Consider the following 25,969-nt stretch of genomic DNA (forward strand, 5'->3'; position numbering starts at 1 on the left):
CCACTATTGTCTCCCGTCTGTATGTAAAGGGAGAGTGCGCTGTCATAAAGGTGTACTGCTTTGGCAGTCAGGCCGATTTTTAGGGCATATTCCAGACGATTTCTAATAATCGAACCTAAGTTCGGTTCACGCAGTCGGATTAGAACCAATCACACAATACTTGCTAATAATGATACACGCGGGTAGTACACGCCAATCACAAGTGCAGAAAATAACGAATTATATCAGTTTGATAAGAGCCGTGACGGGTAGTCCAGCCCTGTCCACCAATTCTTCACCTAAATATCTGTAATACTACAAATATATTCTGCAACTCTGAGTTGGCCCCCACTTTTGTCCCCATGCGCGCGATGGTTAGTGCATTAACTTAGGGGAGCTTTCCAGCAATATGCAACAAATGCCGGCTTTCCGGACACGACAATATTGCGGACGTTGCGGACGCTAGTTGGCGGTTCTGAAACCTGTCAGCTTAGCATCCCAAGTCGCTGAGCGTCGGGTAATTGTCCGGCCGTCGCCCGAGTGGCCATAGAAAGCGACGATCGTTTTGCGCTATAGGATGTTCGTTGATGCTGGCGATCCGGCGCGCCATTAGGCCGTCATCGGCAAATTCCCAATTCTCGTTGCCATAAGCACGAAACCACGTTCCACTGTCGTCGTGATATTCATAAGCGAAGCGCACGGCGATGCGGTTGCCGCCAAATGTCCAAAGCTCCTTGATCAATCGATAGTCGAGTTCGCGGGCCCATTTGCGCGCCAAGAACGCTGCAATTTCAGTTCGGCCCGATAAAAACTCGGAGCGGTTTCGCCAGACGCTATCAACGGTGTAAGCAAGCGCGACTTTCTGTGGGTCACGATCGTTCCACGAATCTTCGGCAGCGCGGACCTTTTGAATCGCTGAAGTTTTGCAAAATGGCGGGAGCGGTGGACGGCTCATTGCGGCGTCTCTTCGGCGTTCAGCATCGCTTCGAGTTCTGCAATGCGTCGATGTAACGGGGCGACGATTTCGGCGATGTCGCTCTGGATGTAGCGCGGCGTAATGTGCTGAGGGCAGTTCCAGTCGTAAGCCTCGATGTCGATAACGAAGCCACGTTCGACTGTCGCGCCATAAGCCTCGTCTACCAATGCAGCGGCCAGCTCGGGTTCGTGGTCAAGCGATACGGCGCGCATCCGCCCGAGCAGCTTGAGCCGAGCACGGCGAACATAGTCCATGAAAAACAGTGCCACCCGATCGTCGGTCACGACGTTGCCGAGGCTGACATATTGTCGATTGCCACGGTAATCGGCAAAGCCGATGCGCGTCTCGCCAAGAATTCTGACAAAGCCTGGCGGCCCGCCGCGATGCTGAACATAAGGCCATCCGCTAGCGCTGGTACTGGCGACATAGAAGCTGTCGCGTGTCGCAAGGAACATTGCTTCCTTTGGTCCGAGAATGTCTGGCGTGGTCCCATGCCCGCTGGCCATCCGTGCATAGCTGTCACGACTGCCCGCCACCTCCTGTTGTCGCTTCACCTCGGGCGTGAAGAGCAAGTCCATGTAATGCGTGGTCATTTTGAAATTCCTAATTCGCGCGCCAACGACGCAGTAAATGCGCGGAACGGCGCGTTGCTGTTTAAACCACGCGAAAGAACAAGACTGCCATGCAGCAGAGCAACGGTACGTCCGGCGTGCTCGGCAGCATCCGCTGGTTTAAGTCCTGCTTCACGGGCCACTGCGGCAAACGCATCAATCAGCGCCGCAAACATTTCTCTGATCGGCCCGGCAAAGGGCGAGTCTTCTCCCGGCGGCTGCGCCATTAAATTGAGAAGGCAACCCTGTTTGCCGCCCTCATAAAACGTGTCCAGCGCCTGAGCGACGGCGGCGATCCGCTCGGCGGGGCTCCCGTCACGCGCCAATGGTCCGAAAACATGCGCGACATACCATCCGCGGGCTGCTGTAAGTACCTCCTCCGCCATCTGGCGCTTTCCGTGTGGAAATCTGTGGTAAAGACTTGGCTTTTGCATCCCGGCGGACTTTGCCAGTCGCGTCAACGACGCGCCTTCATAACCGAAAGCGCGAAAAGTGTGTGAAAGGCGCTCAATGAGAGCTGCATCATCGATCAATTGTGGTCGTGCCATTTTATTTCCTACCGTTCGTTAGAAAACCTTTGACATTCTTTACTCCGATCGTCAAGCCTAACGATCGTTAGATAAAGGAACTCACAATGACTAAAACACTAATTGTCGTATTTTCAGATCCTTCGCACGGCAGCGAAGAGGCGCTTGGACGTTTGTTAAACGCAATGTTTTTGACGCTCGAACTCAAGGAAAAGCAGCAGCACGTCGAGCTGCTCTTTCAGGGCACGGGCACACGCTGGCCAGCGGAGATCGTCAAACCCGCACATCCAGCGCACGCGTTATTTCAGGCGATAGCGGACAAGGTTGCCGGAATTTGCGGGGGATGCGCCGACGTCTTTGGAGCGGCTAAAGGCGCGGAATCGACTGGCATCGCGATGATCCGAGAGAAGGCAATCCCAGGCACATCAGGTATTGCCGACCTATCTCGTTATCTTGACGAAGGGTACCGGCTTGTGACCTTCTGATCGATCGCTCTGTCTGCTTTCGGTTATAAATGGCCGACAGCAGACGTTCCGCTTTCAACAACATTCCAGACGTTCAGGCGGCGATTTGATGGCTCAATATCTGCCGCTCGTTCATTTCAAGATCAGGCGATGCCTAAGGTCTCTCTATATGCTTCAAGCGCTTTCGCGTTGTAACAATCTGACAGGGACGGGCGTAGTGTCGGGTTCTCTCCCGTTCAACACCGCGACCAATGCCTCCACCAGCATTTCACCGGCACGGTAATAATCTTGTTCGATCGTAGTCAGCGGGGGTTGCGCGTAGCCACCTGTCGCGATTCCATCAAAGCCGATAACAGGTACGTCTTTTCCAGGAGCGATGCCATGCTCATCCAAAGCACGCATTGCGCCCAAAGCGATGAAGTCGTTGGCGCAAAAAAGGCCGTCGAATATCACTTTCTCGCGTATTAATGCGCCTACGGCTTCATAACCTTGCTCTTCGCGAACGGCATTTTCGGGGAGAGGGGGGCAAATAGCTTGCAAATTCTTCTCTCGCATTATGCTGCGATAGGCAATTATCCGGTCCTGAAATTGCGGCTGTTCGCTCTCGCTCGGCCCGATATAGACGATCGATTTGCACCCACTGGCACACAAATGTTCGATCGCCAGCCTTGCTCCTTGGGCATTATCACTTTTAATCGAAATCAGGTCTTGCTTGCTCGCGCCCCAGCAAATCATCGGCGTTTTGTGCCGGGCATATTCGCCGAAATACTGCCAGCCTTCGATGTTCTGGCCGCTGCCAATCACGATCAGGCCATCGGACTGGCGGCTGCCGGTATAGTTGGCGAAGAAATTGGCGGGAGAATCCTGGAAGGAGACGATCAGATTATAGCCCCGCTCCGAAGCCGATGCGGCGATGCAGCCGAGCAACGAGAGGTAGAATGGATTGATGTTCGCCTTGTTTTCTCCCCGGCGGCACAGAATTACCAAGGCAATAGAATAAGTCTGTTGCGTGCGAAGGCGCAAAGCGTTGTGGTCGACCGAATAATTGAGTTCGTTTGCCAAGGCGACGATGCGGGCGCGGGTGTCTTCATTGACTTTTTTGTCGCCACGCAACGCGCGCGATACTGTGGGTTGTGACACCCCCAGCATCGCCGCGATCTGATGCGCTGTTATCCGCCCCTCTTTGCCCATGCCGCGCCGGTTAGCACCACCGCGCTCCGAAGTCACGCGGCGAGCGCGGTTTCCGGTGCTACAAATTCGAGGCCAAGGCTGTCGGCGACGGCCTTGCTGGTCACTTTGCCCTTGTGGATATTCAGTCCGGCGAGCAAGCCGCGGCCGGTTTCGGATAGGGAGTGCAGCGCGCCCACGCCATTTTCGGCCAATGCCAATCCATATGGCAATGTGGCGTTGTTCAGCGCTGCTGCACTGGTCTGTGGAACTGCGCCAGGCATATTTGCGACGCAATAATGGATGATGCCATCGACGACATATGTCGGCTCGGCATGGGTTGTTGCTTTTGATGTTTCAAAACAGCCGCCTTGATCGATAGCAACATCGACGAGCACCGACCCGGGCTTCATATGTTTCAGCATGGCACGGGTGACAAGTTTGGGTGCGCTTGCGCCGGGAATAAGCACAGCGCCGATGACGGCATCGGCTATACTGATCTCATGGTCGATCGTCTCAAGAGTTGAATAACGGGTCCGTACCCGCCCTTGAAATAGCTCGTCCAGTTCGCGCAGGCGGGGAATGGAGCGGTCAACGACGGTTACTTCAGCGCCGAGACCTACAGCCATACGCGCGGCATGTGTCCCGACTACGCCACCACCGATGACGCAAACACGTCCTGCAGGAACCCCGGGTACACCGCCAAGCAATATGCCCGCGCCGCCTTCACTCCGGCGCATAGCCTCACCGGCTGCTTCAATAGCGAGCCGACCCGCGACTTCGCTCATGGGTGCAAGAAGGGGCAGGGTGCCTTTATCGTCAGTGACCGTTTCGTAAGCGATAGCCGTGCAGCCACTTGCAATTAGACCCTTCGCCTGCTCGGGATCCGGGGCAAGATGAAGATAGGTAAACAGCAACTGGTCGGGGCGAAGTTGCACCCATTCCGAAGGCTGGGGTTCTTTGACCTTAACGATCATGTTGCATCCAGCGAAGATCTCGGCCGCGGTCGAAGCAATTTCCGCACCGGCGGCACGATAGGCGTCGTCTGTCGCCATAATGCCTGCACCCGCACCAGATTGCACAACCACGTGATGGCCGCGCGCGATATATTCGCGCACTGCACCGGGGGTTAAGCCGACCCGATATTCATGTACCTTGATTTCGCTGGGAACGCCGACACGCATTTTGCTTCTCCTATTGAGTCTCTGTGTGAAGAATTAGCATTGTCCACACACCGTTAATCCGCAAAGATTCGACATTTATTGATACTTCGCGCATATATTCCGCGAATTATTCCATAAAGGCGATGAAAATATGCATCTTGACCGAGCAGACCGCAGGTTATTACGCGCTCTAGTCGTAAACGGCCGGGCAACGCAGCAGGAACTGGGCGATGCTGCGGGCTTGTCGCCAAGCGCGGCCGCCAGGCGACAAAAGGCGCTGGAGGATGCGGGCATATTGCGCGGATATCGAGCCGACGTGAACTTGCGTAAGTTAGGGATGGGGGCGACAGTCATGGTGACCATTACGCTCGACAGCCAAAGCGAAGAGGCGATGGCTGCGTTTGAAGCCGCCGTTGCCGATAGCCCGTCGATCATACGCTGTCATTTGATGAGCGGGCGTAATGACTATCTCGTCGTTGTGCGCGCTTCCTCGATTGAGGATTATGAAATCATCCATCGTCAGGAAATAGCCCGATTACCAAGAGTGGCGCGTATCGAAACCGCATTTGCATTACGTGAAGTAGTCAACCGAACGGTGCCGCCGCGTCTTTTGGTATAAAATCGACATGGATGCTTGCCGGAATGTAATAAAGCGACGGACAATGCAAATTTGTCGATAGAATGTCGTTAAAATTTTATTGATGATAATTTCATCCTATAAATTGTAAAATACCAATCCTAATATCACTCCATCGATATTCAACTAATTAAGTTTAGATCGATACAATTATAATTAAATATACTGGATAATTCATTCGAATCACGGGTCGCGACGCGTGATATGCGGGCGCGTGGCTATTGCGCCGAACCTGCTTCGGAGAATATTATGAATATAGTTCTGTTTTGGAATGGCGTTTTACTTGAATGTTCGCGCCGTGATTTTACACGTGGCTATGCCAATAGCCAACAACCGGGACCCATCAGAACATCGAGGGCGATGGCTATTGTGCATCTTGCCATTCACGATGCGGTTGCCTTCAGAAACGGTCTTCCGGCTGCTGCGTATCTTAACAAGAAGAGTATCGCGCACACCGTCGGTGCACCGCCCGCCGGGTCCGTGGATGACATCGTGGCCGGTGCTGCGGTTACCACATTAAAGGCAATGTATCCGCGATATGCCGATTTTATCGACGATAGTTACGACGGTGGCGACAACGCCCGGTTCAATTATGGGGAAGAGATCGCCAATGCGCTTTTGGTGGCACGTTCAAATGATGGTTCGGACGTTATGTTGACCCCGCCACAGGTCGTTTCGCCTGTCTACGGGCAGCATCGCGCTGACCCATTTATGCCAGGCCAACCGCGGCTTGGTTTGGCTTGGGGTGATGTAACCAGGTTTACCGGTGTCGCGCACAAGCCATTGGATCCGTATCCCGGCCAGGGCGCGTCTGATCTGTTGTCGGATGCAGGTTACAAAGCCGACTATGATGAGGTGGTGCAATATGGCGCTGAGGATCGTCGCAGCAGGACCGCCGAACAGGAACGGATCGGGGTTTATTGGGCCTATGATGGTGTTATGAACCTGGGCGTTCCGCCCCGTCTATACAATCAGATTGCCCGCAAAATTGTTGCAAGCAAATCCCTAAGTGTGGCGCGCACAGCGGAAGTTTTCGCCCAGGTAAATGTCGCAATGGCCGATGCCGGTATTGATGCCTGGTATTACAAATATCTTTTCGATCTGTGGCGTCCGGTCGTCGGAGTGCGCGCTGAAGGTGCGCGCGATGGGGATCCGTTCTGGTCACCATTGGGTGCCCCACAGACCAATGTGACAGGCCGGTCGACATTTACGCCGCCATTTCCGGCTTATCCATCGGGGCACGCGACATTCGGGGCAGCATTGTTCCAATCGCTTCGCTTGGCCCTTGATACGGCGGCAACCCCGATGACGACAGCCGAAGTGATGGCAGAAGAAACGACACTTGGCGCTGCGAATGCGGATGAAACCTTCACCTTCGTATCCGATGAACTGAATGGCATTTCGGTGGATTCAAATGGTTCCGTTCGGCAACTCGTACCCATAACCTTCACCAATTACGCCCGTCCGGTTTGGGAAAATTCAGTCAGCCGGATTTATTTGGGCGTGCATTGGCGATTTGATGGCCTGCCGCGTGATCCGTCCGAAAATATTGGCGGCGTTCCTTTGGGTCTGGCAATTGGTGAAGAAGTGCATGACTTCTTCAATACCGGCGCCTCACTGGGCGGATCAGTTTAAAATTGGAAAGGCGGCTCTTACAGGGGCCGCCTTTTTCAATATGATGCTAGCTGACGTAATTCTTCAAGGTGCGATAGCCGTGGATTGCCAAAACAACTGTGATGAAATTGTCACATTTACCAAAAAGGACATTGGCGGAAGTACTAAATTGCTTGATTGCATGTTCTTTTGATGTTTGTGTGCAGTTGCACAATAAGCGCTGGTAAATAAAAATTAACGATAGCGCAGGCAATAGAATTAGCGGGAAGAGAACGGCTTTTGCCGGCGGTTGTTTTTACACCTGCCTCCGGCTGATTTTACAACGCACCTAAGAAGGGGTATTTTATGCGTAACTCGATTTTGAAACTGGCCGCGGTCAGCGTTGCAATGGGCGCATTCGCCGCAGCAACACCAGCATTCGCGCAAGAGGCTGAAGAAGAATCCGGCCCGATCACCATTTCTGGTGGTGTCACTGTTGTTTCCGACTACCGTTTCCGCGGTGTTACCTTGTCGGACAAGGATTTTGCAGTCCAGCCGACAATAACCATCAGCCACGAATCCGGATTTTATGTCGGCGCATGGGGATCAAACCTGTCCGAAAACACCGGCGATGATGTTGAGATAGACCTTTATGCCGGTTTTTCCGGCGGCGAAGATCTGACCTATGATATCGGCGCAACTTATTATCTGTACCCTGGTGTTTCCAGTCTCAACTACGTTGAGTTCACCGGGAAGCTGGGCTCAACTTTTGGTCCGGCAACAGTTGGCGTGCAATTGTCCTACGTTCCAAGCCAGGACAACACAGGTAATAGCGACAACATCTATTACGGTACCAGCGCATCTATCGCCTTGCCGGATTCGCCATTTTCGGTCGTCGGTTCGATCGGCGTTGAAGATGGTGCATTTACTGCTGGAAATGAAAAGGTCGACTGGTCGCTTGGCTTGACGGCTGAAACATATGGCTTCGTACTCGGCGTATCTTATGTTGATACAAACCGCCGTTCGATTTTCGCATTTGAAGATTCGAAAGCGGGAATTGTTTTCTCGGTGAACTACGGATTCTAATTTAGAATTTCAGGTTCTTCGCAAAAATTCTCATGCCGGGCTTGACCTTTCAAGTCCGGCATGTCCTTATCCAGCATACTGAAAGCTGGTGAAAAAAATGTCTGTCAATCTCGCGAGTTGGATCGCAGAGCATAAAATCGACGAAGTCGAGTGCATCGTTCCTGACATAAATGGTGTTCAACGCGGCAAGGTGTTGCCTGCCAAAAAATTCCTGTCATCTGTTCGTGACAAATCGCTCCGTATTCCCGGTAGCGTGTTTATCTGCACCATAGATGGCCACTATCCCGAAGATATCGAGGATGTTTGGGACAAGGATCCTGACAAGATATTGATCGCCGACCCTGACACGATTTGTGTCGCCCCCGGTTTCAAATCACCTACCGCCTTTGTCATAGCCGATGCCTTTAATGGCGATGGGACCGAAGTTGACTTGGCCCCGCGGACAATTTTGAAGAAGGTGCTTGGCCTATATGCGGCCAAAGGCTGGAAACCGATCATCGCGCCCGAGGTCGAGTTTTATCTCGTATCGCAAAACACCGATCCTGATTTTCCACTGGTTCCGCCAACGGGTTCAAGCGGCCGTGCCGAAACCGCAAGCCAGCCTTACGGGCTGGAGGCGATGAATGAATATGAAGATATCATCGATCATATCTACGACAATTGTGAGCTGATGGGGCTGGATATCGATACGATGATCCACGAAATGGGTGCCGCGCAGTTGGAAGTAAATTTCATTCATGGCGACCCGCTCAAATTGGCCGACCAAGTATTCCTCTTCAAGCGGGTCGTACGCGCAGTTGCCAAGCAGCATGGTGTCTATGCGACATTCATGGCCAATCCGATGGCGGGTCAACCGGGCAGCGCAATGCATATTCACCAGTCGGTGGTAGATTCCGAGACGGGGAAGAACCTGTTTTCGAACGCAAACGGCAAAGATAGCGCACTGTTCCGCAGCTATATTGCAGGGCTGGTCAAATTCATGCCGCAGATTTCCCCGCTCTGGGCGCCCAACGTTAACAGCTTTCGCCGGATGCGTCCTGACAGCGCGGCGCCGATCAACGTGCAATGGGGTGAGGATAACCGCAGCTGCGGCTTCCGCGTTCCCATTTCGGACAAGGCAAACCGCCGCGTCGAAAACCGCCTGCCGGGTGCGGATTCCAACCCCTATCTGGCGATGGCCGCGTCGCTGGTATGCGGTTATATCGGGATGGTTGAACGGATGGTTCCAGCCAAAGCCATTACCGGAAGTGCCTATAACCGTGCGCGCACTCTACCCCGCACCTTGGAAGCGGCTCTGGATCGCTTCTCGGCCTGCAAGCCAGTGCGGAATTTGCTTGGCGAAGATTTCTTCGATATTTTTTATGCGGTTAAAGATTATGAGCTGTTCAACTACCAGTCGGTGGTGAGCAGCTGGGAACGCGAGCATTTGTTGCTTCGGGTATAATCTGGTGACGGTACGCAGTATCCACATAGAAATTGCCCAAGCCGAGGAATTCGCGCCTGGACCCGATAGGGTCGTAAGTGGCAGTCCGCGTGGCGAAACGCGTAATGCTTATGAATCCGCCGATGGCCGTAAACATTTCGGCGAATGGAGCTGCGGGGAGGGGGCGTGGCGCGTGTCCTATTCGGAGTGGGAGTATTGCCGCATATTGGAGGGCCAAGTGCGACTGATCGGCGATGACGGCATTGTTACTGAAGCAGGGCCGGACGGCAATCTGGTAATCGAACCCGGCTTCGAAGGCATTTGGGAAAATCTGACACCAGTCCGAAAGCTCTATGTCATCGATCTGGGATCACCGGCAGAGGGTACGGACTAGGTCCGCTATCCTTTCCATGACCGATGCTCTCAACAACAGCTATTACCGTGCCACCGCCAACGCGTGGGAGACGCAGGCCGTCTTCACGGGCGAGGGGGAATATGACGTTGCGGTCATCGGAGGTGGGTTTACCGGGCTATCAGCTGCACTCGCCTGCGCGGAAAAGGGTCTGAAGGTCGCACTGCTCGAAGCCAAGACCATCGGTTACGGCGCATCGGGACGTAATGGCGGGCAACTGATCCCCGGCCTGCGCTGGTCGATGCGCGAGCTGGATGAAGAGTTCGGACGCGAACGGGCGCAGGCAATTTTCGATTTGGCCTATGGTGCGGTCGATCGGGTGAAAAACCGGATTGCCCGACATGGCATTCAATGTGACTTGAAGAGCGGGCATCTGGAGGCCGCCTACAAGCCCGCCCATTTCGATGTGATGCAGCGCGAAGCCGAATATCTGGAAAAGGAGTTTGGTTGGGAAAGCGAAATTGTGCAGCCGAAGGATCTGGGGCAGCATATCAACGGCGGTGGTTATCATGGTGGCATTTATGACCCGCAAGGCGGACATTTCCATCCGCTGAATTATGCGCTGGGAATGGCGGCCGCCGCTCAAAAGGCTGGCGTTGCTATTTTCGAGAATAGTTTTGTAAGACCCGGGGAATTGAATGCCCCGCATGTGATCTTGGCGACCGACAGTTGGATGCATGACATCGACGATAAGCTTGGTCGCTACACGATCCCGATCATGAACTATAACATCGCCACCACGCCCCTTGCAGATTGGGAGGCCTTGCTGCCCAGCGATGCGGCGGTGGCGGACAGTCGCTTTGTGCTCAACTATTTCCGCCTGTCCGCCGACAAACGCCTGATCTTTGGCGGAGGCGAAAAATATGTGCAAACCCCGCCCGCCGACATCGCGGCATTTGTACGCAAGCATATTGTCGAGGTGTTTCCATCCTTGGCCAACACGCCCATCGATTATGCATGGGGCGGCGCAGTGGGCGTCACAATGAACCGTCTCCCGCATATGGGGCGCCAGGGGAATATATTCTTCGCCCATGGCTTTTCCGGCCATGGTGCGCTGGTTACAACGCTGGCGGGGGAATTGCTGGCGGAGGCGGTAACGGGGACGATGGAGCGCTTCGATGTCTTTGCCAATCTCCCGCACCAACCCTTCCCCGGGAGCAAATGGCTTGCTCGGCCGCTTGCCACCTTGGGTCTGCTTTATTATGCCTTGCGAGACCGGCTGTGATTGATCCGAACACATTATACGCACTGCGCGCACGCGAGGTCGCTCGTTTCGTGGAGGCCAACCCGAAGTCGAAAAGCTGTTTCGATAACTCCAATGGCTGGTTCCAGCGTGTTCCGTTCCATTGGATGCTGGACTGGCCAAGCCCCTTTCCGATAGTCGCAGCCAGCGCACGAGGCGCCACCCTAACCAGCCTGGACGGACAGCCATTCGACGATTTTTGCCTTGGCGACACGGCGAGTATGTTCGGCCATTCCCCGCCCGCACTTGCCGCCGCATTGGCCGATCAAGCAGGGCGGGGGCTAAGCTACATGCTGCCCACGACCAAGGGCCCGGAATTGGGCGATATGCTGGCCAGGATGTTCGGCTTGCCCCATTGGCAGGTGACGACAACCGCCAGCGAGGCAAACCGCGCAGTCATTCGCTGGTGCCGCGGTTTAACGGGACGCCGCAAAATCCTCATTTTCAATGGCTGTTATCATGGCGCGGTCGATGATGTGTTTGTCGATTTGCGTGATGGTGTTGCGGTCAACCGGCCGAGTCTGATCGGGCAAGTGCAGGATTTGCTGCCGACCACGGTTGCTATCGAGTTCAACGACGTGGCGGCGCTGGAAACCGCGTTACGGGGCGGCGATATTGCCTGTGTACTGGCGGAACCGGTGATGACCAATATCGGTATGGTCCGCGACGCGCCGGGCTATTTGGAAACACTGCGCCGGTTGTGCAGCGAAACCGGCACTTTGCTAGTATTCGACGAAACGCACACGATCTCGTCCGGCTATGGCGGGCATAGCAATAGATATGGGCCGATGCCCGACATCATGGTCATAGGTAAGTCCATCGGCGGCGGCGTGCCGTGCGCTGTCTATGGCTTTACCTCCGAAATTTCGGCCCATATGGAGGCGCTGAACAAGGCGCGTCCCGCGGGACATAGCGGCATCGGGACGACCCTGTCGGCCAATGCGTTGGCAATTACAGCGATGCATGCCATGCTGGGGCAGGTCATTACGCGGGAAGCTTATGACCATATGTTGGCCATGGCGGACAGGCTGGTTTTGGGGCTCAACAAGGTCATAGAGACTCATCGCTTGCCGTGGCATGTCAGCCATGTGGGCGCGCGCGTCGAATTTGTCTGCGCCCCGCATCCGCCCGGCAATGGCAGCGAAGCGCGGGAAGCGATGGATCATGCCCTTGAAAGCGCAGTTCATCTCTACCTTACCAATCGCGGCATATTGCTCGCGCCGTTCCACAATATGATGCTGCTCAGTCCCGTTACACAAGAGGCGCAAATTGATCGCCTCTTGCAAGCGCTTGATTCCTGTGTAGGCGAGCTATTGGAGTAATGAATATGATTAGACGCGCCAAATCATCTGCAACCATCGCGCCACGCAGCGAGGCCGAGGCTTTTTTTGCCGCCAATCCGGATATCGATTCCGTCGAAATGATCTATACCGATTTCGGCGGTGTCCCTCGCGGCAAACGCCTGCGGCAACATGAGGTGTTGTCGGTTTATGAAATCGGCCGTTTCTTTCCGGGTTCTATAACTGTGGTTGATATAACAGGTCAGGACACGGTTGAAACCGGCCTCGTCTGGGAAGATGGAGATGCCGACCGATCAATGAAGCCGATTCCAGGCACTTTGGTCAAGGCACCATGGGCGGGTGATAACGCCGCGCAGTTCATGGTTGATTTTTATGAGCTGGATGGCCAGCCGCACGATCTGGACCCTCGCCATGTGCTTGGTCTTGTGGTCGACCGCTTTACCGAAATGGGCCTGACTCCTGCGTTGGCGGTGGAACTCGAATTTTACTTGCTCGACCCCAAAAGGGCGCGGGATGGCTCGGTGCGTCCGGCGCGTCCGGAATATAGCGGCACGACGCCGCAGATGATCGAAGTTTATGGCCTGCGCGAATTGGATGATTTTCGCCCGTTTTTCGACGAACTTTACGAAGCCTGCGATATTCAGGGCCTGCCTCTCGAATCCGCCATTTCGGAATTTGCGCCGGGGCAATGCGAGCTGACGCTGCGCTACAAACCCGACGTTCTGCGCGCGTGCGATGATGCCATCATGTACAAGCGCGTCGTAAAGGCGGTGGCGCAGGCGCATGGTCTGGAGGCCACCTTCATGGCCAAGCCCTTTGCCGAGCAGGCAGGAAGCGGCATGCATATCCACGTGTCGATGAATGACGCGACCGGAAAGAATATGTTCGCCGATGAAGATCCCGAAGGCACGCTTATGTTGCGCCACGCCATCGGCGGCATGATCGCGTCCGTGGGCGATTGCTTTGCCCTTTTTGCCCCTCACGCCAACAGCTACCGCCGGTTCAAGGCGAACAGCTATGCGCCGGTCGCACCAACATGGGGAGTCAACAACCGGACAGTATCCTTCCGCATTCCGGCAGGCCCGCCCGCCAGTCGCCATGTCGAACATCGCGCTTGTGGTGCGGATGCGAACCCCTATCTGGCGGTTGCCGGTGTTTTGGCGGGGATTCATCACGGTATCGTCAATCAGTTCGATCCCGGCGTCGCGGTTGTCGGCAACGGCTATGATCGGGACAGCTCAGGCGATGATAAACCGCCCAGCAACTGGTTCGCGGCGGTCGATCGGTTCCATGCGTCTGGCCTGATGCGTGATTATTTAGGCGAACGTTTTGTCGACATGTTTACGATTGTGAAGCGTGTCGAACAGGATCGCTATTTTGGACAAGTACCATCAATCGATTATGACTGGTACTTGCGAAACGCCTAATTTTACGCCTGAACCGGAAAGCGGGCGAGGACATTTTCCATAACCGCAAGGTTTAGCAACGTGTCAAATTCGCAACCGACCATCGTGCCGTCATTCCAGACAATCTTTGCCTGAAGCGCAGACAAGCCGGGTAATGTCAGCCATACACGGGTGCCAGCCGACATGCCGGTCAGCGCTTCACACGCAACCCCGGACAGCGAGAGATCTTTGACCACGACGGAAAAAGAGGGCGAACCTGACGGGCGCATTTGTGCAGGGATATGCAGCTTTACGCGCGGAGCACTGCGATCTTCCTGTGCGGCGTCTTCATAACGCATATAAGCTCGTTCCAAATTTTGCGAGATAATCATCATCGATACTCCCAACATGAATAAGATGGGATAACCGATCTAAATAAATGATCTATTTCAATTCACGGTAAAGAGCCTGTTTACCAGATATGCGCTTCACGCTGCACTTGCAATTTGATGCTTCTCTCGCCATATGCGCGGCGGGAGTCGGATGGACGTGGCACTCGCCAACCTGGTCAGATCCTGACGGAAGCAGCCACAACGAATTCGCTGCGGGTCATTCGGCTCCTAATTTTATTTCCTTTGCGGTCCCAAGCGGCAAGAAAACATCTTCGACATTGGTATAGACGCAGCCTAACATGATACCGATGGACGATTCACCTGAAATAGATACCGCCGAACGTGATCCGGATATGCTCGATGATGCCCTCGGACTTGGTCTGGATATACCCCAAGAGGCCAAACCTGTATCCGCCGGTGGCGCGGCATATCGGGTGCTGGCGCGAAAATATCGCCCACAGACATTTGCCGAACTGATCGGTCAGGATGCCATGGTGCAGACGCTTGGCAACGCAATAAGGCGCGACCGTCTGGCCCATGCTTTCCTGATGACAGGCGTTCGCGGGGTCGGGAAAACCTCGACAGCACGGCTTATTGCGAAGGCTTTGAACTGTATCGGGGCCGACGGACAGGGTGGCCCGACCATTGATCCTTGCGGTGTGTGCGAACCTTGTGTCGCCATTGCCGAAGGACGGCATATCGACGTAATTGAAATGGATGCCGCAAGCCATACCGGCGTTGACGATGTGCGCGAGATTATCGAGGCCGTTCGCTATTCCGCCGTCTCTGCACGATATAAAATCTACATTATCGACGAAGTGCACATGCTGTCCAAAAACGCGTTCAACGCATTGTTGAAAACGTTGGAAGAGCCGCCCGGCCATGTGAAATTCCTTTTTGCCACAACCGAGGTGAACAAGGTTCCTATAACGGTCCTGTCGCGGTGCCAGCGATTTGACTTGAAGCGGATTACGCCTGAACTTTTGATCCAGAATTTCAGAATGATTTGTACCAATGAAGGCGTAAATGCCGAAGATGAAGCTTTGGCTCTAATCGCGCAAGCGGCCGAAGGGTCGGCGCGAGATGGCCAGTCTATATTAGACCAGGCGATAGCCCATGCCGACATGGAAGGCGACGGCAAGGTCACAGCATCGCAGGTGCGCGATATGCTGGGCTTATCCGACCGCGGTGCCATACGGCGTCTGTTCGGGCTCATCCTGACGGGTGATGCGATCGCCATGCTGGCAGAAGCCAAGGCCCAATATAATTTGGGCGTAGAGCCGCTTGCAATGTTTGCAGGGCTTTTGTCCGAGGTTCATCGTTTGACACTCGCCAAAGTGGGCGCTCCCCATGATCGTGCGCTTGACGCAGGGGCTGCGGAGTTGGTTGAAGGCCATGCTGACCAGCTTTCATTCCCCAATTTACATCGCCTTTGGCAATTACTGCTAAAGGGTCAAGAAGAGGTAGCACGCGCGTCGGTGCCATTGGATGCCGCGGATATGGCGCTATTGCGGGTCATTCATGCGGCTACCTTGCCTGATCCGGGCGAGCTGGCAAAAATGATAACGCAAGGCGGGTTTCCAACTGCACCTCCGGCCTCGGCCCCGACTGCGCTAGATTTGCCTTCCCCCGCCAAGGTCGAATCGTTGATGCCGGCCAACTTTGAAGCGATGCTCGAACGGTTATCGAGAGAAGGCTATGTCAGTATTGAAATGACATTGCGGGATGTCGTGCGGTTGGTCGAATATTCTCCTCCTTTACTCGCCTATCAGTTGGCAGGGCCGGTCGGGCCTGATTTTGTAGCTGAATTACGCGACGCGCTGGCAAAGGTAACGGGAACACGCTGGGATCTTGAAGAACGTGAAGGCCCATCCAGTCCAAGCCTTTTGGAAACAGAACGGGCTTTAGCCGAAGCAGAGCGTCGCATAATATTGGAATCCCCTCTGGTAAAAGCAGCTTTCGCCGCTTTCCCGGAGGCCGAGCTGATCAACAGCGATGAAAATGAAGCCAAATGGAGTAAACGTGCATGAAAAGCATGGAAGACATGATTAAAGCCGCACAGGAAGCCGCGCAAAATATCCAAAAGCAAATGGAACAAGCGCAGGTTACACTAGACGGTATCCAGGTTGAAGGTGTGTCCGGTGGCGGGTTGGTCAAGGTTCGTGCAACCGCCAAAGGCCGAATATTGGGCGTCGCTATCGATGACAGCCTTATTGTGCCAGCCGACAAGACCATGCTTGAAGACCTGATAACCGCAGCATTCAATGATGCGCGCGATAAAGCCGATGCAGCGAGCAATGCCGAAATGAGTAAAATGTCGAGTGGATTGCCTTTGCCAGCTGGCTTCAAACTGCCTTTTTAGGCGCGATTTGGGGAGGCGGGAGCAGCTATTGCCACGTCTTTTCCCCAACAAATCACGCCGAGTTAACGCAAACTCATTGAAAGAGGCGCAAAAGCACACATATTGGGAGCGATGAGGCGGGCGCCGCTTTATGGGCCGCCAATTGGAGTATATATGGAATTGAACCTTCCGCTGTTGCCGTTGCGCGATATCGTTGTTTTCCCTGGTATGATTGTTCCTTTATTCGTTGGCCGCGACAAATCTGTGGTGGCCCTTGAAAGAGCGATGTCGGTCAACAAGGAAATTTTCCTGGTGGCGCAGCTTGATCCTGCGGAAGATGATCCTGAAAAGGACGATCTATACGATATCGGCGTAACTGCGACGATCATGCAATTGCTCAAACTGCCTGATGGCACGGTCCGCGTGTTGGTCGAGGGTAAGCAACGTGCCGAACTCCGCGAATTGGTTTCACGTGGCAGCGATTATGTCGAAGCCGGAGTGCGCCTGATAGAAGAGCAGGTTGCCGAGGGCCCGGAAGCAACAGCGATGATGCGCTCGGTAACGGAGCAATTTGAAAATTATTCAAAGCTGAACAAAAAAATGCCGGCAGAAACTGCGGTGCAATTGACTGAAATCGCAACTCCCGCCGCGCTCGCAGATGCGGTAGCAGCAAACATCCAGTTAAAGGTGTCGGACAAGCAGTCGTTGCTGGTCGAATCCAATCCCATGCGCCGCCTGGAAATGGCGTTTGCCTTTATGGAAGGCGAATTGGGTGTGTTGCAGGTCGAAAAGAAAATCCGTGGCCGCGTGAAGCGCCAGATGGAGAAGACCCAGCGCGAATATTATCTCAATGAACAGATGAAGGCTATCCAGCGTGAACTGGGTAATGATGATGGCGATGGCGGCGATGAAGTCGCCGAGTTGCAGACCAAAATCGATACAATGAAGTTGTCGAAAGAGGCAAAAACAAAAGCCAACGCTGAATTGAAAAAGCTGCGCGGCATGGCGCCGATGTCGGCTGAAGCCACCGTTATTCGCAATTATCTTGATACCTTGCTGGGAATTCCGTGGGGTAAAAAGTCGAAATTGAAACGTGACATTGCCGCCGCGCAAGGCGTTCTTGATGCCGACCATTTTGCTTTGGAAAAGGTCAAGGACCGGATCGTCGAATATCTCGCTGTGCAAGCACGGACCAACAAGTTGAAAGGTCCGATCCTGTGTCTGGTGGGCCCTCCCGGTGTGGGTAAAACCTCACTTGGCAAGTCGATTGCCAAGGCAACGGGGCGTGAGTTCATACGCCAGTCGTTGGGCGGCGTGCGCGATGAAGCTGAAATTCGCGGGCACCGTCGTACTTATATCGGTTCGATGCCGGGTAAGGTTGCAGCCAATCTTAAAAAGGCGGGCACAATGAACCCGCTGTTCCTGCTTGATGAAATCGACAAATTGGGTCAGGATTTCAGAGGTGACCCAGCTTCGGCTTTGCTTGAAGTGCTTGATCCGGAACAGAATAACAAGTTTAATGACCATTATCTCGAGATCGATCTTGATCTATCGGATGTCATGTTCGTGACAACCGCAAACAGCATGAACTTGCCGCAGGCATTGCTCGACCGGATGGAAGTCATCAGGCTCGAAGGCTATACCGAAGATGAAAAGTTGGAAATTGCCAAGCGCCACTTGTTTGAAAAGCAGGTGGACGCCCACGGATTGAAGCCCGAAGAGTTTTCGGTTTCGGACGATGCCCTCCGCGATCTGATCCGGTATTATACGCGTGAAGCCGGTGTTCGCACCCTTGAACGCGAGATTGCGAAACTCGCACGTAAGGCGCTGCGGCGCATACTGGAAGGCAAAGCCAAAAGCATAGCGATTACCCCAGAAAATCTGGCGGACTTTTCGGGTGTCCGCAAATATCGCCATGATATGGGCGAAGAGGAAAACCAGATAGGTGCGGTGACCGGACTGGCATGGACCGAAGTCGGCGGTGAATTGCTGACCATAGAAGCGGTAACTGTACCGGGTAAAGGACAGATCAAAACTACAGGTAAACTCGGTGAGGTGATGGGCGAGTCCATTCAGGCTGCATTGAGTTACGTTAAGGCGCGTGCGCCCAGCTATGGTATCAAGCCTAGCTTGTTCGGACGCAAGGATGTGCATATCCATTTGCCGGAGGGCGCAGTTCCAAAAGACGGTCCGTCAGCAGGTGTTGGCATGGTGACTTGTATCGTTTCAACACTAACCGGAATTGCGGTGCATCGTGATGTCGCGATGACGGGCGAGGTTACACTGCGCGGCCGCGTGTTGCCCATCGGCGGGTTAAAGGAAAAATTGCTCGCGGCCTTACGTGGCGGCATCAAAACTGTTTTGATCCCTCAGGATAACGAGAAAGATTTGGTAGAAATTCCAAATAACATCAAAGAGGCCCTCGAAATTATTCCGGTAAGCCATGTTGATCAAGTATTGGCGCGGGCTTTGGTTTCGCCCTTGATCCCGGTCGAGTGGACTGAAGCAGATGAATTAGCAGCCGCTCTTCCTCAGGCAATTGCTAATGATAGTGGCGCTTCGGTTACACATTAGGGCATAAACAGCACAGTGTTTGAGGGTGTGATTGCTATACGTCGTGTTTTTAACAGAATATGACGGTTTTATGCCGATATTTCCTTTGACAGCGCGCACATTCTCATCATTATCCCGCAACCGGCTTAAGCCGCGACTCAATTAAACAATAAATGAGTCTCAATTATTTTTTGCAGAGGGGGGTTCCCAATATGAACAAACAAGATCTCGTGAATGCCGTAGCGGACGCAAGCGGACTTACAAAAGCTGATGCAGGGAAGGCTGTTGAAGCAACATTTGAAGCCATTACACGCACCTTGAAAAAGGGCGATGAAGTCCGCTTGGTCGGATTTGGTACTTTTGGTGTTGCAAAGCGCAAGGCGTCAACCGGGCGTAACCCACGCACTGGCGAACCGATGACCATCAAGGCATCGACGCAGCCAAAGTTCAAGGCCGGCAAGGCTCTTAAGGATGCCGTGAACTAAACTTCAGGGTTTCTGATTAATAAAAGGGCGGGGCGAAAGCTTCCGCCCTTTTTATTGGCTGATCCACGAATTGATCAGGCTGCCAAAAGATAGTCAACTTCCACGACAGCTTTACGCGGGAATGCAATAACTTCGGCAATTGGAAGCGACTTACGCCCCTTTATTTCGCCAAAAGTGATCCGGCGTTCAAAGGCAGTGGCAGGTCCGAATTCGAGTGCAACAACTTGTTGTACCCGGGGCAATGCGTTTCCGATGGTTGTTGTAATAACATATATCGAGGAGAGAAAAGCGGTTGCAAAGAGGAGGCCTACAACGACGATCATAGCATTGATCCTTTCAGTACCCCGGGTTCGGCCATAAACGGGGATTTGCTTGTTACTTTATGGACGACAGAGCTCATATGTTCTCTATTTGTTCTATTCTGTCAAGGCCTTTATTTCCCCCGCCGTTCGGCAAACCATTGTTGCAGCAATTTCTGTGTGCAACCGGTAAATCCGTTGGAGCCATTGACAGAGCAGCTGTTGGGCCGAAGGTCTGCCGCGAATGTATCAAGCGTTTCTACAGCGGAAGACCAGGAACGGTCGGTAACAACCCGTTCTTTTGTTCGTAATGCCAACGGAATGCGATAGCGCTCTCCTTCAGGCACATTCGCGCAGACAACAATTTCGTCACCAACGGGTTCCCGGCATTTCTCTTCACCAAACGCCACCAGGAAAGAAATGCGCTCCGGCATTTCGGACGTATCTGGTATCGGGGAGTTTTGGGAATAAGCTGCGGCTGAAATGCCGAAGGTGCACAAAAACATCACTGATTTGATTGAAGCCAACAAATTTCTCCTAATGTTGTCTTGATCCTTGGTAAAATCACATGAGATCGCGCCGGTGAACCTGATGTTAATCGGCATTGGTGCTTGACTAAACTTATTCTGCCATCTAACCGCCCGCTCATTCCACATGGGAAACATACATACCGGTGCGGATCGCTCCCTTTCAGGGCTGTGTGACGTTCTAGTTTCCCAGAGGCTCAACCGGAAGGAGAAGTACCATGGCGGCACCTGTCGTTACCATGCAGCAATTGCTTGAAGCTGGGGCCCATTTCGGCCACCAAACCCACCGTTGGAACCCGCGCATGAAGCCGTATATCTTCGGCGCCCGCAACGGCATCCACATTCTTGACCTGTCGCAGTCCGTGCCTTTGTTTGCACGCGCTCTCGATTTCGTTGCTTCGACCGTAGCGTCGGGTGGCAAGGTCCTGTTCGTCGGCACTAAACGCCAGGCGCAGGGGCCAATCGCTGACGCAGCACGCGCTTCGAGTCAGCATTTCGTCAACCATCGCTGGTTGGGCGGCATGCTCACCAACTGGAAGACCATTTCCAACTCGATCAGAAAGCTGAAAACGCTTGAAGAGCAGCTTTCGGGCGATACGCACGGGTTCACCAAGAAGGAAATTCTTCAAATGACCCGTGAGCGCGACAAGCTTGAAATGAGCTTGGGCGGTATCCGTGATATGGGCGGCATTCCGGACGTAATGTTCGTGATCGACGCCAACAAGGAAGAACTCGCGATCAAGGAAGCCAATGTTCTTGGTATTCCAGTTATTGCGATCCTCGATTCGAACGTGTCGCCAGACGGCATCGCCTTCCCTGTTCCCGCCAATGATGACGCCGCGCGCGCTATCCGTCTGTATTGCGATGCGATTGCAACCGCATCGAGCAAGGGCAATGTCAGTGCAAAGGTCGCCAAGGGCGTTGACCTCGGTGCCGAAGTTGAACCGGCTGCAGAGCCCGCGTTGACCGAAGCCGCTCCGGTAGCTGAAGATGCACCTGCAACGATGGAAGAAGCCGTTGGAGCCGAAGAGGCGCCGATAGCTGAAGTTGTTGCGGACGAAACACCTGCCGCAGAAGCGCCTGAAGCTCAGGTCTGAAATCAAACCTTGTCACCCCCGACTTGATCGGGGGTCCATGGCCTGAACTGCCGGTTTAAGCCTAGTGGTCAGTCCATGGATCCCCGCTTTCGCGGGGATGACACATTCAAAGGGCAGAGGGCATTTTGCCTCGCCAACCAAATTCGAAAGGACACATTATGTCTGTAGTTACAGCCTCAGCCGTCAAGGAATTGCGTGAGCTTTCCGGCGCTGGAATGATGGACGCCAAAAAGGCGCTTGAAGAAACCAATGGGGATATGGAAGCAGCTGTCGATCTGTTGCGCGCCAAAGGCCTCGCAACCGCAGCCAAGAAATCGAGCCGTACTGCGGCTGAAGGTCTTGTCGGCGTTGCCGTCGAAGGCACCAAGGGCACCGCTGTTGAGGTGAATAGCCAGACCGACTTTGTCGCCAAGAATGAACAATTCCAGGATTTCGTGCGTTCGGTCACAGACGTTGCACTTGGTTTGAATGCGAACGACTCTGAAGCGATCCTCGCAGCGGCCTATCCCGGCGGCGGCACCGTTCAGGAAAAGCTGACCGAGAATATCGCGACCATCGGTGAAAACCAGGTCATCCGCCGCGCAGCTTCGCTGTCGGTCAGCAACGGTCGCGTCGTTTCCTATGTCCACAACGCTGCCACATCTGGCATGGGTGGTATTGGTGTCCTTGTTGCGCTGGAAAGCGAAGCAGATGCCGCCGTTCTTGACGGCCTCGGCAAGCAGCTCGCCATGCACATCGCTGCGGCATTCCCGCTTTCACTGGACGAAAGCGGCCTTGACGCCGACACTTTGGAGCGTGAGCGTGGCATCGCCCGCGAAAAAGCTTCTGAGAGCGGCAAGCCTGCCGATATCGTCGAAAAGATGGTTGAAGGCGCGGTTAAGAAATTTGCGAAAGAAAACGCACTGCTTAGCCAGTTGTTCGTCATGGATGGCAAGACCGCGATTGCCGACGTCGTTGCTGCCGCTGGCAAGGAAGCCGGCAAGCCGATCGTGCTGAAGGACTATGTCCGTTTCCAGCTTGGCGAAGGTATTGAAAAAGAAGTGTCCGACTTTGCTGCTGAAGTTGCAGCAGCGGTTGGCGCCTAAGCAAACATCGGGGACTGTCCCCATTTGCAATAGTTAGGTTTATACACTTGGCGATGTGGCGTGCGGCTCCTATAGCTGTACGCCATTATCGTATCGGGGATTGAGGATTATATGGGCGTAACCGGCTATCGCCGCATCTTGTTGAAATTGTCGGGCGAAGTTTTGATGGGCGAACAGTCTTTCGGGATCGACCCGGAAACGGTTGTCCGCGTCGCCGAAGAGGTGAAGGCTGCCAAGGATACGGGTCTGCAACTATGCCTTGTTATTGGTGGCGGTAATATTTTCCGTGGAATGGCCGGTGCGGCCAAGGGCATGGACCGGGCGCAGGCTGACTATATGGGAATGCTGGCAACGGTCATGAACGCCCTGGCTATGCAAAACGCGCTCGAGCAGCTTGGCGTGCCGACACGCGTGCAGTCCGCAATCGAAATGGACAAGGTATGCGAACCGGTCATCCGCCGCCGAGCCGAACGGCATTTGGAAAAGGGACGGATTGTTATTTTTGCAGCCGGTGTTGGCGCTCCTTATTTTACAACCGATAGCGGCGCCGCTTTGCGCGCAGCCGAAATGAAATGTGATGCACTCTTCAAGGGAACTTCGGTCGATGGCGTCTATGATGCGGACCCAAAAAAGGTTGCCTCGGCAAAGCGGTATGAACGCCTTTCTTACGACCGGGTGCTGGCCGACAATTTGAAAGTTATGGACGCGAGCGCGGTTGCGTTGTGCAGAGACAATGAAATTCCGATCGTGGTGTTTTCCATCCGTGAACGTGGAAATATTTTGAAGGTGCTAGACGGCAGTGGGACCTGCACCGTGGTGGAAAGTGAAGGGAATTAAGCCATGCCACAATATGACAAAGCTGATGTGGAACGTCGCATGAAGGGCGCTGTCGACTCTTTCAAGAGCGACCTGAGCGGATTACGTACCGGTCGCGCCAATGTGACTTTACTCGATCCGGTAGTGGTGGAAGTATATGGTTCCAATATGCCATTGAACCAGGTCGCGACCGTTAGCGCGCCTGAACCACGCATGTTGTCGGTGCAAGTTTGGGACCGGTCCAACGTGACCCCGGTCGAAAAAGCAATACGGTCTGCAGGGCTTGGCCTAAACCCGATAACCGATGGCCAGATGCTTCGTTTGCCGATTCCCGATTTGACCGAAGAGCGCCGCAAAGAACTTGCAAAGCTGGCCGGGCAATATGCGGAGAAGGCGAAAATAGCCATTCGCAACGTGCGGCGTGATGCCAATGACGGTTTGAAAGTCGATGAAAACAAAAAAGAAATCAGCGAAGATGACCGCAAGCGTCTTGAAACCGAAGTGCAAAAAATGACCGACGAAATGATCAAGGCGGTCGATGATGCGGCCACGCACAAGGAAAAGGAAATCATGAGCCAGTGATCTTGGCTTCATCCTCATCCACATTTGTGCTTTTGGTTCGGTAATGGGTGCCGTAGCCGCCACCACAGATGTCCGTATCGAGGCGGGCACCGGCAAGATGCCGCGCCATGTTGCGATTATTATGGATGGTAATGGCCGATGGGCGAAAAAGCGAATGTTGCCGCGTGCCATGGGGCACAAAAAAGGCGTAGAAACGGTTCGCAATATTGTAAGGGCGGCTGGTGAACTCGGTCTGGAAGCACTCAGCCTCTATGCGTTTTCTAGTGAAAACTGGAAGCGTCCCGAAGATGAAATTAGCGATTTAATGGGGCTGATGCGGAGCTTCATTAAATCCGACATTGATGAATTCTCGGCCAATGATGTTCGTTTGAAAATAATAGGCGATTACAAAGCACTTGCACCGGACATCGTCGAAATGCTCGACGATGCACTCGACCGGACCGCACATAACAGCCGCACGACTTTGGCGGTGGCCTTGAATTACGGCGCACAGGACGAACTGGTTCGTGCTGCCCGGGCTGCTGCCGCCCAAGGTACCATAACGGCCGGGTCAATTGAGGCCAATCTCGACACCGCCGATATGCCCCCGCTAGACCTACTGATCCGCACATCGGGCGAACAACGCTTGTCGAACTTCATGTTGTGGCAGGCGGCCTATGCCGAATTCTGGTTCACAGATACGCTTTGGCCGGATTTTGATAAGGCCGAACTGGCACGCGCCCTCGATGAATTTGCCGGCCGCGAAAGGCGCTTTGGCGGGCGATGAGCGAAGCAGAGGCGCCGATTCTCAAGCCGCGTTCCGACCTTGGCATCCGCACGCTTTCGGGCTTGGTGATGCTGCTGGTGGCAGCCGGAGCCATCTGGATCGGCGGACCGATTTTTGCGATCTTCATCGCTCTCATTACCGTCGGACTGTTATTTGAATGGACCAAATTGGTTCTCGGTCTGACGCCGCAACCGGTGGTCCGATTTTTCTGGATATTAGGTGGCCTAGCCTATGTGGGTTTGGCGACAGCTTTTCTTGTTTTTCTGCGGGAATTTGCGGAAATCTACATCCTTTTGGGTCTTATCGGCCTCGTCATTTCAACCGATACCGGTGCTTATTTTGCTGGCCGCAATTTTGGGGGACCGAAAATCGCCCCGGCAATTAGCCCGTCCAAAACCTGGTCCGGCCTATTTGGCGGAATGACGGCGTCTGCGCTGTTTATCAGCATTTTGGGTTATTACACCGAAGGCTTCGCCCTGTGGCAACCGCTGACCGGTGCCGGCCTTGCCGTTGTGGCGCAGGCAGGCGACTTTTTTGAAAGCTGGATGAAAAGACGGGCAGGGGTCAAGGATTCAGGCAATCTCATCCCCGGCCACGGCGGCCTGTTTGACCGTGCGGACGGCCTGGTTGCCGTTTTGTGTGTTACCGCCGTGCTCGTGGTTATATTACAGATGACAGGCCAACCATGACCCGTACCATTTCCATCTTCGGCGCAACCGGTTCGGTCGGCCTTTCCACACTTGACCTCGTGCGCCAACATCGCGATTCGTTCCGGGTCGTTGCGCTGACGGCCAATGGGAATGCCGCAAAGCTGGCCGCATTGGCACTGGAATTTGACGCCGATCTGGCGGTAGTAGCGGAAGAGGACGCTTATCCGGCACTCAAGGCCGCGCTTGCCGGCACCAACATCCGCGCCGCCGCTGGCCCCGCTGCGCTGGTCGAAGCTGCACAAATGGGCGCAGACTGGACTATGGCCGCCATTGTCGGCTGCGCAGGGCTTCCCCCCACAATGGCCGCAATCGAAGCTGGCAAAACCGTTGCGCTCGCCAATAAGGAAGC

General features: G+C 54.1%; 27 protein-coding genes, 1 other RNA gene and 1 pseudogene. 21 read left to right on the top strand and 8 right to left on the bottom strand.

Features of this window, described 5'->3' with window-relative positions; all coding sequences use genetic code 11:
* Positions 1-469: 469 nt before the first annotated feature.
* The 3 genes from ACEW72_RS13585 to ACEW72_RS13595 are packed head-to-tail and all read right to left on the bottom strand — an operon-like array spanning position 470 to position 2,114.
* Positions 470-934, bottom strand: a complete 465-nt coding sequence (locus ACEW72_RS13585; RefSeq protein ID WP_373476926.1) for a DUF1348 family protein — start codon at positions 932-934, stop codon at positions 470-472.
* The gene (locus ACEW72_RS13590) at positions 931-1,548 is read right to left on the bottom strand and encodes a pyridoxamine 5'-phosphate oxidase family protein (protein WP_373476927.1); all 618 of its coding nucleotides are present in this window, start codon (positions 1,546-1,548) and stop codon (positions 931-933) included. The genes ACEW72_RS13585 and ACEW72_RS13590 overlap by 4 nt, the downstream gene beginning before the upstream one ends.
* Positions 1,545-2,114 carry a TetR/AcrR family transcriptional regulator gene (locus ACEW72_RS13595; protein WP_373476928.1) on the bottom strand — a complete coding sequence of 190 codons (570 nt, stop codon included), beginning with the start codon at positions 2,112-2,114 and terminating at the stop codon, positions 1,545-1,547. The genes ACEW72_RS13590 and ACEW72_RS13595 overlap by 4 nt, the downstream gene beginning before the upstream one ends.
* A gap of 86 nt (positions 2,115-2,200) precedes the next feature.
* Here ACEW72_RS13595 and ACEW72_RS13600 point away from each other — a divergent pair, with 86 nt between their 5' ends.
* On the top strand, positions 2,201-2,578 hold the full coding sequence (locus tag ACEW72_RS13600; RefSeq protein ID WP_373476929.1) for a DsrE family protein: 378 nt from the start codon (positions 2,201-2,203) through the stop codon (positions 2,576-2,578).
* 153 nt (positions 2,579-2,731) lie between these two features.
* On the opposite strand, the gene ACEW72_RS13605 is transcribed toward ACEW72_RS13600, so the two are convergent.
* Together ACEW72_RS13605 and ald are read right to left on the bottom strand one after the other, a co-directional pair.
* Positions 2,732-3,784, bottom strand: a complete 1,053-nt coding sequence (locus ACEW72_RS13605; protein ID WP_373476930.1) for a LacI family DNA-binding transcriptional regulator — start codon at positions 3,782-3,784, stop codon at positions 2,732-2,734.
* A complete protein-coding gene (gene ald / locus ACEW72_RS13610; RefSeq protein WP_373476931.1) occupies positions 3,781-4,908 on the bottom strand; it encodes an alanine dehydrogenase in 1,128 nt (375 codons plus the stop codon). The genes ACEW72_RS13605 and ald overlap by 4 nt, the downstream gene beginning before the upstream one ends.
* Before the next feature lie 130 nt (positions 4,909-5,038).
* On the opposite strand from ald, the gene ACEW72_RS13615 reads away from it, so the two are divergent.
* The 8 genes from ACEW72_RS13615 (at position 5,039) to ACEW72_RS13650 (ending at position 14,009) form a co-directional block, all read left to right on the top strand.
* On the top strand, positions 5,039-5,506 hold the full coding sequence (locus tag ACEW72_RS13615; protein ID WP_373476932.1) for an Lrp/AsnC family transcriptional regulator: 468 nt from the start codon (positions 5,039-5,041) through the stop codon (positions 5,504-5,506).
* Positions 5,507-5,773: 267 nt separating this feature from the next.
* On the top strand, positions 5,774-7,159 hold the full coding sequence (locus ACEW72_RS13620; protein ID WP_373476933.1) for a hypothetical protein: 1,386 nt from the start codon (positions 5,774-5,776) through the stop codon (positions 7,157-7,159).
* A 324-nt stretch (positions 7,160-7,483) separates the two neighbouring features.
* Entirely contained in the window at positions 7,484-8,203 is a 720-nt protein-coding gene (locus ACEW72_RS13625; RefSeq protein WP_373476934.1) for a TorF family putative porin, read from the top strand.
* A gap of 97 nt (positions 8,204-8,300) precedes the next feature.
* A complete protein-coding gene (locus ACEW72_RS13630) occupies positions 8,301-9,647 on the top strand; it encodes a glutamine synthetase family protein (protein ID WP_373476935.1) in 1,347 nt (448 codons plus the stop codon).
* Between the two features lie 4 nt (positions 9,648-9,651).
* Entirely contained in the window at positions 9,652-10,020 is a 369-nt protein-coding gene (locus ACEW72_RS13635) for a cupin domain-containing protein (protein ID WP_373476936.1), read from the top strand.
* A 16-nt stretch (positions 10,021-10,036) separates the two neighbouring features.
* Positions 10,037-11,263, top strand: a complete 1,227-nt coding sequence (locus ACEW72_RS13640; protein ID WP_373476937.1) for an NAD(P)/FAD-dependent oxidoreductase — start codon at positions 10,037-10,039, stop codon at positions 11,261-11,263.
* The gene (locus ACEW72_RS13645; protein ID WP_373476938.1) at positions 11,260-12,603 is read left to right on the top strand and encodes an aspartate aminotransferase family protein; all 1,344 of its coding nucleotides are present in this window, start codon (positions 11,260-11,262) and stop codon (positions 12,601-12,603) included. Before ACEW72_RS13640 ends, ACEW72_RS13645 begins: the two co-directional genes overlap by 4 nt.
* Positions 12,603-14,009, top strand: coding sequence for a glutamine synthetase family protein (locus ACEW72_RS13650; RefSeq protein WP_373476939.1), 1,407 nt, complete (start codon positions 12,603-12,605; stop codon positions 14,007-14,009). Before ACEW72_RS13645 ends, ACEW72_RS13650 begins: the two co-directional genes overlap by 1 nt.
* A gap of 2 nt (positions 14,010-14,011) precedes the next feature.
* On the opposite strand, the gene ACEW72_RS13655 is transcribed toward ACEW72_RS13650, so the two are convergent.
* The gene (locus ACEW72_RS13655) at positions 14,012-14,362 is read right to left on the bottom strand and encodes a PilZ domain-containing protein (RefSeq protein WP_373476940.1); all 351 of its coding nucleotides are present in this window, start codon (positions 14,360-14,362) and stop codon (positions 14,012-14,014) included.
* A 137-nt stretch (positions 14,363-14,499) separates the two neighbouring features.
* Between ACEW72_RS13655 and ffs the strand changes: the two genes are divergently transcribed.
* From ffs to ACEW72_RS13680, 5 genes are all read left to right on the top strand, one after another.
* An RNA gene (gene ffs / locus ACEW72_RS13660) (signal recognition particle sRNA small type) lies at positions 14,500-14,594 on the top strand.
* Positions 14,595-14,667: 73 nt separating this feature from the next.
* Positions 14,668-16,389: a DNA polymerase III subunit gamma/tau gene (locus ACEW72_RS13665; RefSeq protein ID WP_373476941.1), complete on the top strand. Its 1,722-nt coding sequence runs from the start codon at positions 14,668-14,670 to the stop codon at positions 16,387-16,389.
* Positions 16,386-16,721: a YbaB/EbfC family nucleoid-associated protein gene (locus ACEW72_RS13670; protein WP_373476942.1), complete on the top strand. Its 336-nt coding sequence runs from the start codon at positions 16,386-16,388 to the stop codon at positions 16,719-16,721. Before ACEW72_RS13665 ends, ACEW72_RS13670 begins: the two co-directional genes overlap by 4 nt.
* A 153-nt stretch (positions 16,722-16,874) precedes the next feature.
* A complete protein-coding gene (gene lon / locus ACEW72_RS13675) occupies positions 16,875-19,274 on the top strand; it encodes an endopeptidase La (protein ID WP_373476943.1) in 2,400 nt (799 codons plus the stop codon).
* A 191-nt stretch (positions 19,275-19,465) separates the two neighbouring features.
* Positions 19,466-19,738 carry an HU family DNA-binding protein gene (locus ACEW72_RS13680; RefSeq protein ID WP_373476944.1) on the top strand — a complete coding sequence of 91 codons (273 nt, stop codon included), beginning with the start codon at positions 19,466-19,468 and terminating at the stop codon, positions 19,736-19,738.
* Between the two features lie 74 nt (positions 19,739-19,812).
* Here ACEW72_RS13680 and ACEW72_RS13685 read toward each other — a convergent pair whose 3' ends face one another.
* The gene (locus ACEW72_RS13685; protein WP_373476945.1) at positions 19,813-20,061 is read right to left on the bottom strand and encodes a hypothetical protein; all 249 of its coding nucleotides are present in this window, start codon (positions 20,059-20,061) and stop codon (positions 19,813-19,815) included.
* A gap of 110 nt (positions 20,062-20,171) precedes the next feature.
* Entirely contained in the window at positions 20,172-20,642 is a 471-nt protein-coding gene (locus tag ACEW72_RS13690) for a hypothetical protein (protein WP_373476946.1), read from the bottom strand.
* 140 nt (positions 20,643-20,782) lie between these two features.
* Here ACEW72_RS13690 and rpsB point away from each other — a divergent pair, with 140 nt between their 5' ends.
* The 7 genes and pseudogenes from rpsB to ACEW72_RS13725 form a co-directional block, all read left to right on the top strand.
* On the top strand, positions 20,783-21,661 hold the full coding sequence (rpsB, locus tag ACEW72_RS13695; RefSeq protein WP_373476947.1) for a 30S ribosomal protein S2: 879 nt from the start codon (positions 20,783-20,785) through the stop codon (positions 21,659-21,661).
* Between the two features lie 158 nt (positions 21,662-21,819).
* Positions 21,820-22,746: a translation elongation factor Ts gene (tsf, locus tag ACEW72_RS13700; protein ID WP_373476948.1), complete on the top strand. Its 927-nt coding sequence runs from the start codon at positions 21,820-21,822 to the stop codon at positions 22,744-22,746.
* 111 nt (positions 22,747-22,857) lie between these two features.
* Positions 22,858-23,583, top strand: a complete 726-nt coding sequence (gene pyrH / locus ACEW72_RS13705; protein WP_373476949.1) for a UMP kinase — start codon at positions 22,858-22,860, stop codon at positions 23,581-23,583.
* A 3-nt stretch (positions 23,584-23,586) separates the two neighbouring features.
* On the top strand, positions 23,587-24,144 hold the full coding sequence (frr, locus tag ACEW72_RS13710; protein ID WP_373476950.1) for a ribosome recycling factor: 558 nt from the start codon (positions 23,587-23,589) through the stop codon (positions 24,142-24,144).
* Positions 24,145-24,187: 43 nt separating this feature from the next.
* Positions 24,188-24,910 carry a polyprenyl diphosphate synthase gene (gene uppS, locus ACEW72_RS13715; protein ID WP_373476951.1) on the top strand — a complete coding sequence of 241 codons (723 nt, stop codon included), beginning with the start codon at positions 24,188-24,190 and terminating at the stop codon, positions 24,908-24,910.
* Positions 24,907-25,599: a phosphatidate cytidylyltransferase gene (locus ACEW72_RS13720; protein ID WP_373476952.1), complete on the top strand. Its 693-nt coding sequence runs from the start codon at positions 24,907-24,909 to the stop codon at positions 25,597-25,599. Before uppS ends, ACEW72_RS13720 begins: the two co-directional genes overlap by 4 nt.
* Positions 25,596-25,969, top strand: a pseudogene (locus tag ACEW72_RS13725) (1-deoxy-D-xylulose-5-phosphate reductoisomerase); the annotation flags it as partial. The gene ACEW72_RS13720 and the pseudogene ACEW72_RS13725, both read left to right, overlap by 4 nt.

It is taken from the genome of Sphingorhabdus sp. (assembly GCF_041737645.1).
Lineage (GTDB): Bacteria > Pseudomonadota > Alphaproteobacteria > Sphingomonadales > Sphingomonadaceae > Sphingorhabdus_B.